The sequence below is a fragment of the Nisaea denitrificans DSM 18348 genome (genome assembly GCF_000426505.1).
GTDB classification, from domain to species: domain Bacteria; phylum Pseudomonadota; class Alphaproteobacteria; order Thalassobaculales; family Thalassobaculaceae; genus Nisaea; species Nisaea denitrificans.
On record NZ_AUFM01000015.1, the window covers coordinates 226,342 to 238,909 of the forward strand.

General features: G+C 61.5%; 11 protein-coding genes. 6 read left to right on the plus strand and 5 right to left on the minus strand.

Annotation, left to right across the window (positions count from 1 at the left end):
* The first annotated feature begins 39 nt into the window (after positions 1 to 39).
* The 6 genes from gpmI to K328_RS0111545 all read left to right on the plus strand — a co-directional run bounded on the left by gpmI (position 40) and on the right by K328_RS0111545 (position 7,460).
* Entirely contained in the window at positions 40 to 1,599 is a 1,560-nt protein-coding gene (gpmI, locus tag K328_RS0111520) for a 2,3-bisphosphoglycerate-independent phosphoglycerate mutase (protein WP_028466101.1), read from the plus strand.
* 55 nt (positions 1,600 to 1,654) lie between these two features.
* Positions 1,655 to 3,004, plus strand: coding sequence for a murein hydrolase activator EnvC family protein (locus tag K328_RS0111525; RefSeq protein WP_156901289.1), 1,350 nt, complete (start codon positions 1,655 to 1,657; stop codon positions 3,002 to 3,004).
* Positions 3,001 to 4,335, plus strand: coding sequence for a S41 family peptidase (locus tag K328_RS0111530; protein WP_425411515.1), 1,335 nt, complete (start codon positions 3,001 to 3,003; stop codon positions 4,333 to 4,335). The genes K328_RS0111525 and K328_RS0111530 overlap by 4 nt, the downstream gene beginning before the upstream one ends.
* On the plus strand, positions 4,332 to 5,612 hold the full coding sequence (locus tag K328_RS25815; protein ID WP_051284813.1) for a divergent polysaccharide deacetylase family protein: 1,281 nt from the start codon (positions 4,332 to 4,334) through the stop codon (positions 5,610 to 5,612). The genes K328_RS0111530 and K328_RS25815 overlap by 4 nt, the downstream gene beginning before the upstream one ends.
* A 27-nt stretch (positions 5,613 to 5,639) precedes the next feature.
* Positions 5,640 to 6,119 (plus strand): RNA pyrophosphohydrolase, encoded by a 480-nt coding sequence (locus tag K328_RS0111540; protein WP_028466104.1) that lies wholly within the window; start codon positions 5,640 to 5,642, stop codon positions 6,117 to 6,119.
* A gap of 120 nt (positions 6,120 to 6,239) precedes the next feature.
* The gene (locus K328_RS0111545; protein ID WP_028466105.1) at positions 6,240 to 7,460 is read left to right on the plus strand and encodes a hypothetical protein; all 1,221 of its coding nucleotides are present in this window, start codon (positions 6,240 to 6,242) and stop codon (positions 7,458 to 7,460) included.
* Positions 7,461 to 7,587: 127 nt separating this feature from the next.
* Here K328_RS0111545 and K328_RS0111550 read toward each other — a convergent pair whose 3' ends face one another.
* The 5 genes from K328_RS0111550 to K328_RS0111570 form a co-directional block, all read right to left on the minus strand.
* Positions 7,588 to 7,989, minus strand: a complete 402-nt coding sequence (locus K328_RS0111550; RefSeq protein WP_028466106.1) for a F0F1 ATP synthase subunit epsilon — start codon at positions 7,987 to 7,989, stop codon at positions 7,588 to 7,590.
* Between the two features lie 32 nt (positions 7,990 to 8,021).
* Positions 8,022 to 9,446: a F0F1 ATP synthase subunit beta gene (atpD, locus tag K328_RS0111555; RefSeq protein ID WP_028466107.1), complete on the minus strand. Its 1,425-nt coding sequence runs from the start codon at positions 9,444 to 9,446 to the stop codon at positions 8,022 to 8,024.
* Between the two features lie 77 nt (positions 9,447 to 9,523).
* Entirely contained in the window at positions 9,524 to 10,408 is an 885-nt protein-coding gene (locus tag K328_RS0111560; protein WP_028466108.1) for a F0F1 ATP synthase subunit gamma, read from the minus strand.
* Between the two features lie 35 nt (positions 10,409 to 10,443).
* Positions 10,444 to 11,979, minus strand: coding sequence for a F0F1 ATP synthase subunit alpha (gene atpA, locus K328_RS0111565; protein WP_028466109.1), 1,536 nt, complete (start codon positions 11,977 to 11,979; stop codon positions 10,444 to 10,446).
* The gene (locus K328_RS0111570; RefSeq protein WP_028466110.1) at positions 11,979 to 12,530 is read right to left on the minus strand and encodes a F0F1 ATP synthase subunit delta; all 552 of its coding nucleotides are present in this window, start codon (positions 12,528 to 12,530) and stop codon (positions 11,979 to 11,981) included. Before K328_RS0111570 ends, atpA begins: the two co-directional genes overlap by 1 nt.
* Positions 12,531 to 12,568: the final 38 nt, after the last annotated feature.

Below are 12,568 nucleotides of genomic sequence, written 5' to 3' on the forward strand. Positions count from 1 at the left end.
GGATGACCAAGGCCCCCTAATTCTGTATAAACCGGAACCATGACCGAGCAGCTGAACAAACCGCGTCCCGTCGTCCTCTGCATCATGGACGGCTGGGGACAGCGCAGCGAGCGTGACAACAATGCCGTCGCCCTCGCAAACACCCCGAATGTCGATCGACTGACCGCCTCCGAGCCGAGCGGCTACATGCGCGCCAGCGGCGCCGATGTCGGCCTTCCGGACGGCCAGATGGGCAATTCCGAAGTCGGGCACATGAATCTCGGTGCCGGACGCGTGGTCATGCAGGACCTGCCCCGCATCAGCAAGGCGGTTGCCGATGGCAGCCTCGCCGGCATCCCCGCTCTGAAAGCGCTTATTGATAAGGCAAAAGCCGGCACCGGACGCTGCCATTTGCTCGGCCTCACCTCTCCCGGCGGCGTGCATGCGCATCAGTCTCATATCGCAGCACTCGCGCGGGTGCTCACCGATGCCGGTATCGACGTCCTGATCCATGCCTTCCTCGATGGCCGGGACACCCCGCCGAAGAGTGCGCGCGGCGATATGGAACGCCTGCTGGCGGATCTTCCGGACGGCGCGAAGATCGCTACCATCTCCGGCCGCTTCTACGCCATGGACCGGGACAATCGCTGGGAACGCGTTGAAAAGGCCTACAAGGTCATTGCGGAAGCGGAAGGAAATGCCGCTGCCGATCCGCTCTCGGAAATCAGCCAGGCCTATGCAGCCGGTGAGACCGACGAGTTCGTCACCCCGGCGGCAATGCCGGGCTATGACGGCGTGAAGGATGGCGACGTCCTGCTCTCCGCCAATTTCCGGGCTGACCGGATGCGGGAGATCCTGGCCAGCCTGCTCGATCCCGCATTCGACGGATTCGCCCGCCCCCGGCCGCTCAAATTCGCCGCTGCCGCCGGGATGGTGAGTTATTCGAGCGCGCTCGACCCGTTCCTGTCGGTGCTGTTCCCCGCACTCGACCTGAAGAACACCCTCGGCGAGACGGTGGCAAAAGCGGGCCTCGCCCAGCTGCGCATGGCCGAGACCGAGAAATATCCGCACGTCACCTTCTTCCTGAATGGTGGTCGCGAGGAAGTGTTCGAGGGCGAGGACCGGATCATGGTGCCGTCACCGAAAGTGCGGACATATGATCTGCAACCCGAAATGTCCGCGCCGGAGCTGACCGAAAAACTGGTCGATGCCATCGAAAGCGGCAAATACGACCTGATCGTCTGCAACTTCGCCAACCCGGACATGGTCGGCCATACCGGCAGTCTGGAAGCGGCGATCAAGGCCGTGGAAACCGTGGATGGCGCTGTCGGAAAGATCGAAGCGGCCCTGCGCAAGACCGGCGGCTGCATGTTCCTGACAGCCGATCATGGCAATTGTGAATTGATGCGGGACCCGGAGAACGGTGGCCCGCATACGGCGCACACAACCAATCTGGTGCCGACCGTTCTGGTCAATGCCCCGGCCGGGATCGAGAGCCTCGCAACCGGCCGTCTTGCCGATGTGGCGCCGACCCTGCTGGACCTGCTCGGCCTGGCCCAGCCGGCGGACATGACGGGCACTTCCATGTTGCGCTCCAGCGCCGCCAGCGCGGCAGAGTAGCGACGGCGCGCGCCATGACACGCGCCCATGGACCCGCACCCCATGGGCCTGCACCATGAGGAGCAAACGAGGCATGGCAGGCCGGGTGCCGGTTTCCGTCGCGGCGCTCGCAGTGGCTGGCCTGCTTGTCGGGACGATGCCGGCACGTAGCGCCGACCCGCTCCCCGAGGCGGAAACCCTGAACCACAATCTCGACCAGGTGGAAAAGGCACTGCAAAGCGGTGTCGCGCGCAAGCGTGACCTGGACGAGCTCGCTGACAGCGTGGAGCAGGAACTGCAGCGCCTGCGGCACGCGCTGGTCCAGGCCGCCGAAGCCACGCAGGAGCGCGAAGCGGCACTGACCGCCGTCGAGCAGAAACTTGCAGATCTCAAGAGCAAGCGGACATTGAGCGCGGAGGTTCTCGGGGCGAAGAAGCGGCAGCTCGCCCGGGTCTCCGGCGCCCTCCGCCGTCTGGCCGCACGACCGCCGGTCGCCATGGTCGCGTCTCCCGCCGATCCGCTCGATACCGTGCACACGGCCATGCTGCTCAGCTCTCTCGCGCCGAGCCTGCGCCGGGACGCCGGGCAACTCGCAACCGAGATTGCCCGGCATGAAGCCGTCGAGCGCGGCATCATGGAGGAAAAGCGGCGTCTTGCCTCGGCGACGAGCGCGCTCGATCGCGAACGGGCAACCGTCACCGCTCTTCTCAAGGAGAAGCAGGAAGCAAGGCGGTCGATGGTCCGGGAGCGATCAGCGGTCGTCGACAGGCTGAATGCGCTCGCCGCCTCGGCGCGGGATCTGCGCGACCTGATGCAGAAAATCGAACGCCACAAGGCAGCGGGAGACAAAGCACGGGCCCGGCTGGATTCGATGGTCCAGAAAGACGCAGTACCTTCCGGCGAGAGTGCCGTGGCGCCGGGCGCCGCACCGGCCGATACCGTCAGCGCAACACCCGGTATTGCCGCTGTCTCACCGGATTTCGTCGCAGACCTGCCAGCGGGTCCGGAGATTGGCGCGAGTAAGGGCGGGCTGACCTATCCGGCCACCGGTGAGATCAGCCAGCGATACGGTGTCGCGAACCGGTTGGGCCTGACCGAACAGGGGGTTGTGATCGCGACACGCGAAAACGCTCAAGTCGTTGCCCCTTTTGACGGAAAAGTCATTTATGCCGGACCGTTTCGCGGATATGGTCAGATTGTGATGATTGAACATGGTCAAGACTACCTTACCTTGATGGCAGGTATGTCCTTGGTCGATGTTCAGGTCGGGCAGGGCGTGCTTGCAGGCGAGCCTGTGGCTCGCATGGGAGATGTCGGGACGGGTGCAGACGGAACAGAGGGGCTCTATGTGGAGTTTCGCCACAATGGTGCCCCGATCGATCCGTTACCATGGTGGTCCGCGCGCACGAACAAGGTAAGGCGATGATGAAATCGATCCGTCAGACGAAATTCTGGACCACAGCCGCTTTGGTTGGTGCCGTGGCCGTAACCGCATTGCTGTTCGCGCCGCCATCGGAAGATGCGAAGGCGCAACTGAAGCCGACCCATGACACCTACGACCAGCTCAAGCTGTTCGCCGACGTGTTCGAACGGGTGCGGTCCGAATATGTCGAGGAAGTCACCGATCAGGAGCTGATGGAAGCGGCCATTAACGGCATGCTGACCAACCTCGACCCGCATTCAAGCTTTCTCAATTCCAAGAGCTTCCGCGACATGCGGGTGCAGACCAAGGGTGAGTTCGGCGGCCTCGGCATCGAGGTTTCCATGGAGAACGGCCTGGTCAAGGTCGTCTCACCCATCGACGACACACCCGCGGCGGAAGCCGGTCTGGAGCCAGGCGACCTGATCACCCATCTCGATGGCGAGCCGGTCATGGGCCTGACCCTCGGCCAGGCGGTCGAAAGAATGCGTGGCCCGGTCGATTCCGATCTGACCATCTCCATCCGGCGCGGGACGAAAGAACCGTTCGACGTCACGCTTACCCGTGCGGTCATCAAGATCCGGTCCGTGCGCTCGCGGATGATCGACGATGTCGGCTATATCCGCATCACCACTTTCAACGAGCAGACGACTTCCGGTCTGCGCACGGCGATCGAGAAGATCAAGGCCGAGAAGGGCAACAAGCTCACCGGCTATGTGATTGATCTGCGCAACAACCCGGGCGGCCTGCTCGACGAAGCGATCACGGTATCCGACACCTTCCTTGAGCAGGGCGAAATCGTGTCCACCCGCGGCCGCGATCCGGAGAATGCATCCCGCGTTCACGCCAAGCCCGGCGACCTCACCGACGGCAAACCGATCGTGGTGCTGATCAACGGCGGTTCGGCCTCCGCTTCCGAAATCGTCGCCGGCGCGCTGCAGGACCATCGCCGCGCGATCCTCCTTGGCACCAAGAGCTTCGGCAAGGGGTCGGTCCAGACCATCATCCCGCTTTCCGGCCAGGTCGCCATGCGACTGACCACGGCGCGCTATTACACACCGTCCGGCCGCTCCATCCAGCAGACAGGGATCGAGCCGGACATCGACGTGCCGCTGGCCCGGATCGAAAAGCTCGATAACGGAAGGGGACGCCGTGAAGCCGACTTGCGCGGCGCCCTGAACAATCCTGCAGGCAATGGCGAAGCCGCGCCGGCAGGAACTCCGGAAGACGCAGACGACACAGCAGAGACAAAGCCCGAGCAGGAAGATTACCAGCTCGCCCGGGCCATCGATCTGCTGCGCGGCATTGACCTTTACCAACAGCGCATCGTGAATTGAAGCTACCCATACCAAAAATCAGCCTGAAGCTGCCGGGACTTCCGTTTCGTAAACGGAACCCGGCGGAAGGCGCTGAAGACGATATCGCTGGCGATAGCAATCCGCCGCAAAAGACCAGCCGGATTGGCAAAATCCTGCGCATCGCCGGGATGGCGGTGCTTGGCATCTCCGTAATCGGAGGCCTCGGCGCCGTCGTTGGATGGCTGGTGGTGAACGGTCCGGAAACCGTCGCCGAGCGCGAGGCCCGGCGGCCGATCCTGAAGGTTGCCGTCCTTGAGGACGGTGCCGTTCCGGAGTCGAATACAAGCCTCGACAACAAGCCTGCGCCGAAGCCCGACAGTCATGGCGACGATCACGCCATGGCGAGCGCTGAGGGCGACGGGCATGGAAGTCCGGAGCAAGGTGCGGCCCCGGATGGGCAGGACCCCAATGGTACCGGCCAGGCCGGTACTGAGCCCGCACCGGAAGAACAGAAGGGTCCGCGGTTCGAACTGGCGCTTGTCGAGGAAACCGAGAAGGGCATGCTCCCGATGGTGGCTCCCGACGGGCGCAAAGCCTGGGAGACCTACGCCAGGCCCTTCGACGGAGATACAAAACTTCCCCGGATCGCCATTATCATGACCCGGATGGGCGTGTCCCGCTCCCTGACGGAGGCGGCAGCCGAAATTCTCAGCCCGGAGATCTCGTTCTCCTTCTCTCCCGCGGCGAGCGATCTGGACGATCAGGTCGCGATAGCCCAGCGGGCGGGGCATGAGATTTTTCTCGATATTCCCATGGAGCCCTTCGGGTACCCGATCAACGACCCTGGACCATTGACGCTGCTGACGTCGCTCAGCGCGGTCGACAATCTCAACCGGCTAGAATCAGCGCTTGGCCGGACCGTCGGCTATGCCGGCGTGATCGGCGTGAAAGGATCGCAATTCACCACTGACGAAGAGGCGCTGACGCCGGTCCTCGCGGTCCTGAAGGAACGCGGGTTGATGTATGTCGACAGCGCCGCGACCTCACGGACCATCGCGCTGGAAATCGCCGGTTCCATCCAGCTTCCCCGGGCCGTGGCAAATGCAAATATCGACGACAATCCGGCTATTTCGGAAATGGAGCGGCGGTTCGCTGCCCTGGAGCGCACCGCACAGCGCACCGGATACGCACTCGGTGTCGTCCCGCCCCTGCCGATGACGATAGATATGCTCGCAACCTGGTCCGCAACGCTTGCCGAACGCGGCTTCACGCTGGTGCCAGCGACATCCATCGCGAACAAGCAAAGCCTGCGCTAGACACACTTAGAATGGATCATGCCGCTTATGGCGCCTGAACCTGCCACTCTCCCCTACCGTCCCTGCGTCGGGATTGTCCTGATCAATGACGAGGGCAAGGTCCTTATCGGCCGGCGCGCAGATATGAAGCCCGCTGCCTGGCAAATGCCCCAGGGCGGCGTAGACGATGGCGAGGACCCACTGCAGGCCGGCCTGCGCGAACTCGCCGAAGAGACCGGCGTCACCGCCTGTGAGGTGCTCGATATCACACCGGACTGGCTGACCTACGACTTTCCACCTGAAGCCGTCCGCAAGGGGATCAAATCCCGATATCGCGGGCAAAAGCAGAAATGGATCCTGGCCCGGTTCACCGGTTCCGACAAGGATATCCACCTGTCCGCCCATACTGTCGAATTCGATGCCTGGCGCTGGGCCGACAGCGATGAGGTTCTTCGCCTGATTGTGGAATTCAAGCGGCCCGTCTATCAGGCAGCCCTCGACCGGTTCGCGCGTTTTCTGTCGCGCTAGCTAGTCTTCTTGCCTTCAGCCGCTGGACTGATAGGGTTGGTCTTGACCGTCAGCCGTCACCGTGGCGTTTCCGCACGATTGCCGACCATCGGTTGAGCATAACATAAGGCCAATTACACAATGTCCGGGGCCGCGAACAACCTTCCACAGACATTCGAGCGCCGCGGGACTTGCGTCCCCTTTGCGTCCGTACCGGCGTTCAACCATCTCCGTGTGCGCGAGTATCTCGGCGGGCGCGGGCGCTTGCTGGAAGCGACGATCCCGAATTTCTCCGGCACCCGCCGGGGAGAGTTCGCCATTGTCGACTGGAAGCAGATCCCGAGCATGGGCGTCTTGTCCGAGCGTGACGAGGAAGTTCATGGCAGGATTTTAGGCACACGGAATGCGCAGGATCTGGATCCGCTCAATATCCGTTCCATCCTGCAACAGGCCGATGCCGCCTATAACCCGGACGAGGAAATCCGCCGCCTGGCCCGCGAGCAGGCGCAGCGCGACCTTGAAGAAAAAGAGATCGTCCGGATGTCCTGTATCGCCCAGATGACACGCGAGTGTGGCGTGGCGCAGGGTGACGCCTTTATGGCACGGGCGAGCACGCAAACCCTGCTGAATTTGATGACCGGCAAGAGTGCCGTCGCCGAGTTCCGGATGGACGAGTTGGTCTCGAAGGTGATGTCTCACACGGCATTGCGCGCCGGCTGTACGGTCAACGAGGTCCGTGACTGGCTTGAACCGCTCGTCGGCCTCATCGCACCGTTTGGCTCTGTTGCTTCCGACAAGGAGAAAAAAACCGACGGCTTCCTTTTCCGCCAGCATCTCCGATTGCTGGAACTTCGGGGCTCACTGCAGATCTATGCTTCTGAATCGCGGCCCGAGGTGGCTGATTCAATCAATCTTGTTCTCAGGGTGGTGGATCAGACCATCGGCTATGTGAGCGAGCGGATTGTCACCCTCGATAGCCTGCTGGCGAGCATCGCCGGGATGTTCTCGAAGGTCGATAATTCTGTCGCCAAACTGCAGAAGCTGCGGCGGGAAGTCGCGTATGGGCTGGATGGTTGGGACGACCTTGTATCCATCTGGCTGGACGCGTTCGAGAACAGGCACTTGATTGGCGGTGAAGCGGGTCTGGAACGGGCGATCATCCATATTCTGTGGCATCTGCCCGTATTGCCGTACAAGGAACTGCATGGCGATGCGTTCGACGCCCAGTCTTCGGTTGAACGGGCACGGGTCAGGATCGTCAGCCAAATGCATTCCTGGCAGACCGACGAGCTGGATCACGAGCTGAAAGACCGGGTCGAGAAAGGCAAGGAAAAGGCCAGCGAGGAAAAATCCAGCTGGTAGGCCGTCCCGGGTATGCCGCCCTTGCTATGCCGCTCTGGCAAGCAGCCAAAGCAAGACAGCTCCCAAAGCAAAACGGCCGACGCAAGCGCCAGCCGTTTCGTTATTTCAGTGTCTTTGATCCGGGCGTTTAATCGGCCGCGGCGCGAAGCGCTTCCAGGATCTTGATCCGGCGCTCGATCCGTTCACGATCGAGCTCTTCCTTCGCGTCCTTCAGATCATCACGCAGGTCGGAAATCTCAGAGTCGACCTTGGCTGTGTCGACATCCTTCAGCACCTGCGCTTCTTCGGCCAGCACCGTGCAGCGGGTCTCCGTCACTTCGGCGAAACCGCCGGCAACGAAGATCCGTTCGGCGACGGAGCCGTTCTGATGGATATCAATCACACCGGGCTCGAGGGTCGAGATCATCGGCGCGTGGCGCGGCAGCACACCGAAATATCCTTCAGTACCCGGGACGACGACCATTTCGGCCGCTTCCGAGTAAAGAAGCTTTTCCGGCGATACCAGCTCGAACTGTGTCGTCTCGGCCATGTCTATGGCTCCACTCCGTTAGGCGGCCTGAATTAAGCCGCTTCCGCCGCCATTTTCTTGGCCTTCTCGACGGCTTCCTCGATGGTGCCGACCATGTAGAAGGCGCCTTCCGGAAGATCGTCGTATTCGCCTGCAATGATGCCCTTGAAGCCCTTGATGGTGTCTTCGAGAGAAACCAGCTTGCCCGGAGAACCGGTGAAGACTTCGGCAACGTGGAACGGCTGGGAGAGGAAACGCTGGATCTTCCGGGCGCGAGCCACGGTCTGGCGATCTTCTTCCGAGAGCTCGTCCATGCCGAGAATGGCGATGATGTCCTGCAGGGACTTGTAGGTCTGCAGCACTTCCTGCACCGAACGGGCGATCTGGTAATGCTCGTCGCCGATGATCCGCGGATCAAGCATCCGGGAGGTGGAGTCGAGCGGGTCAACGGCCGGGTAGATGCCGAGCTCGGCAATCTGACGGCTGAGAACCGTGGTCGCGTCAAGATGCGAGAAGGACGTGGCAGGCGCCGGATCGGTCAAGTCATCGGCCGGCACGTAAATGGCCTGCACGGACGTAATCGAGCCCTTCTTGGTCGTGGTAATACGTTCCTGCAGCATACCCATGTCGGTCGCCAGGGTCGGCTGATAGCCCACCGCCGACGGGATACGACCGAGAAGTGCGGACACTTCGGAACCGGCCTGCGTGAAACGGAAAATGTTATCCACGAAGAACAGCACGTCCTGGCCTTCTTCGTCGCGGAAATACTCGGCCTGGGTCAGACCGGTCAGCGCAACACGGGAACGGGCACCTGGCGGCTCATTCATCTGGCCATAGACCAGGGCTGCCTTGGAGCCTTCGCCGTCCGGCACGATAACGCCGGATTCGACCATCTCGTGGTACAGATCGTTACCTTCACGGGTCCGCTCACCAACGCCCGCGAACACGGAGTAACCACCGTGCGCTTTCGCGACGTTGTTGATGAGCTCCATGATCAGGACCGTCTTGCCCACGCCGGCGCCGCCGAACAGGCCGATCTTGCCGCCCTTGGCATACGGTGCGAGCAGGTCAACGACCTTGATGCCGGTGACCAGAATCTCGGCTTCGGTGGACTGCTCGGCAAAGGACGGAGCCTGACGGTGGATCGGGGATTTGTTCTTGGTCTTGACCGGCGCGCCATCATCAACCGGGTCGCCGATGACGTTCATGATGCGGCCCAGGGTTTCCGGACCGACCGGAACCATGATCGGGGAGCCGGTATCTTCCACCGGCTGACCGCGGACCAGACCTTCTGTTCCGTCCATGGCGATCGTACGAACCGTACGCTCACCGAGGTGCTGAGCAACCTCCAGAACCAACAGATTGTCGCCATTTTTCGTATGCAGGGCGTTCAGGATGGCCGGGATCTCGCCGTCGAACTGAACGTCGACAACGGCGCCGATTACCTGTGTGACTTTGCCTGTCGCATTCTTAGCCATAAGTCAGCTCCAAACCTCTATCCGGGATATCCGGATCCTCGTTAATTCCATTCGATCAAGAGTATCTTCAGTACGGCCTAGACGGCCTCGGCACCGGAGATGATCTCGATAAGTTCCTTAGTAATGTTCGCCTGACGCGCCCGGTTGTAGTTCAGCGTCAGCTTGTCGATCATATCGCCTGCGTTCCGCGTGGCATTGTCCATCGCGGTCATCCGGGCTCCATGTTCACTGGCATTGCTTTCCAGCAGCGCGGTGAAAATCTGCGTCGCGACATTACGCGGCAGCAACGCAGCCAGAATAGCTTCTTCGTCCGGCTCGTACTCATAGAGAGCGCCGCTCTCAGAAGCGGACGAGTCCTCTTCCACCTCCGGCACACTTGCCGGAATGATCTGCTGGTTGGTGATGATCTGGGTCATCGCCGACTGGAAGCGGTTGAACAGCAGGCTGCAGATGTCGAAATCTTCGTCTTCGAACATCTTCAGGATCTGGGCCGCCAACTCGTCGGCCGAAGCAAAGGCCACGCCCTTGCGGGTCACGTCCTGGACGGAGCCGACGATGATATCGCCGAATTCGCGCTTCAGGGCATCCTTGCCACGACGGCCGACGCAAAACAGCTTGACCGTCTTGCCTTCACCACGAAGCGCCCGAACACGCTGGCGCGCCGCCCGGATGATCGTGCTGTTGAAGCCACCGCACAAGCCCCGGTCTGCCGTGAAGACCACCAGAAGGTGGATATCGTCACGACCGGTTCCCGACAGCAGCTTCGGACCACCGGCCTGCGTCGCGGCGCCTGCCAGCGATGCAATCATCCGGTTCATCCGCGCGGCATATGGCCGGGAGGCTTCCGCCTGTTCCTGGGCACGGCGGAGCTTAGCCGCCGCGACCATTTTCATGGCAGAGGTGATCTTCCGCGTCGACTTGACGCTGTTGATCCTGATCTTCAGGTCCTTGAGGGTGGCCATGTATGCTCCTCGCTCTGCTCGCTAGCTGCCGATCCTCAGGCGAAGGTCTTGACGAAGCCGCTGAGGAATGCCTTCAGCTTTTCTTCGATATCAGCGGTCAGCGCCTGCTCGGTGCGGATCGCGTCAAGGATGTCCTTACCCTTGGCACGAATTTCCGAGAGATAGGCCTGCTCGAAGCGGGTCACATCGCCGAGCGGCAGCTCGTCGAGATAGCCACGCACACCGGCATAGATCACCGCAACCTGCTCTTCCACCGTCAGCGGAGAGTACTGCGGCTGCTTCAGCAGCTCGGTCAGACGAGCACCACGGGCCAGCAGCTTCTGCGTGATCGGGTCGAGGTCCGACGCGAACTGCGCGAAGGCCGCCATTTCACGATACTGCGCGAGCTCCAGCTTGATGGAACCGGCAACCTGCTTCATCGCCTTGATCTGAGCGGCGGAACCAACACGGCTAACCGAGAGACCGACGTTCACGGCCGGACGGATGCCCTGATAGAACAGTTCGGTCTCGAGGAAAATCTGACCGTCGGTGATGGAAATCACGTTGGTCGGAATGTAAGCGGAGACGTCGCCGGCCTGGGTTTCGATGACCGGCAGCGCGGTCATGGAACCTGCACCCTGATCGTCGTTCATCTTCGCCGCACGCTCGAGAAGGCGGGAGTGCAGATAGAAGACGTCACCCGGGAATGCTTCACGCCCCGGAGGACGACGGAGAAGCAGGGACATCTGACGATAAGCAACGGCCTGCTTGGACAGATCGTCATACACGATGACGCTGTGCATGCCGTTATCGCGGAAGAACTCACCCATGGTGCAGCCGGTATACGGTGCCAGGTACTGCATCGGCGCCGGCTCGGAAGCGGTGGCGGCCACGACGATGGAGTATTCCATCGCGCCGTAATCCTCCAGAGTCTTCACGATCTGAGCAACGGTGGAGCGCTTCTGGCCAATCGCGACATAGATGCAGAACATCTTCTTGCTGTCGTCGTCGCCGGCGGCGTCGTTGACGGCTTTCTGGTTGATGAAAGCATCGACTGCGATAGCGGTCTTACCTGTCTGACGGTCACCGATGATCAGCTCACGCTGGCCACGGCCGACCGGGATCAGGCTGTCGATGGCCTTGAGGCCGGTCTGCATCGGCTCATGCACGGATTTACGCGGCATGATGCCCGGCGCTTTGACTTCAACGCGCTTGCGCTCGACATTTTCCAGCGGACCCTTGCCGTCGATCGGGTTACCGAGACCGTCGACAACACGACCCAGCAGGCTCTTGCCGACCGGAACGTCCACGATGGAACCGGTCCGCTTGACCGTGTCACCTTCCTTGATTGAACGGTCGTCGCCGAAGATAACGATACCGACGTTATCGTCTTCAAGGTTCAGCGCCATGCCCCGGATACCGCCCGGGAACTCGACCATTTCACCAGCCTGGACCTGATCCAGACCATAGACGCGGGCGATACCGTCACCGACGGAGAGAACCTGGCCGACCTCGGCCACTTCTGCTTCGGTACCGAAATTCGCGATCTGTTCCTTCAGAATCGAAGAAATCTCAGCGGCGCGGATATCCATCAGCCAACACCTTTCATGGCAAGCTGCAAACGCTGCAGCTTGGAACGGATTGAATTGTCGATCATGCGCGAACCGACACGCACGACCAGCCCGCCGATCAAAGCCGGATCGACGGAGAGATTAACGGAGACCTTCTGACCAACGCCCTTTTTCAGAGCCTCGGAAATGTCGGCAAGCTGGGCTTCGCTCAGCTCGACGGCAGAGGTCACATCGGCCGTCACTTCACCGCGCCGGGCGGCAAGCTGGGCCAGGAAAGCAGTAATCATCGCGTTCATCGCGAAAAGACGGCGGTTGGACGCGACCGTACCAAGGAACTTCTGGGTCAGCGCATGCGCTCCCATCTTTTCCAGCACCGCCGCGATACCACGCGTCTGCTCTGCCCGCGTCAAAACCGGGGAACGTACCAAGCGAGAGAGGTCCGGGCTTTCGATCAGAGCCTGCCGCAGGGATTTCAAATCCCCCGCAACGGCATCCAAAGCCTTTTCCCCTTCCGCCAGCTCATAGAGGGCGGAAGCATATCTTCCGGCCAAGCCTGTCGTTTCGGAAGCCACCAGGGAACGCCTCATTCCAGAGATTATCGCCGTTTACC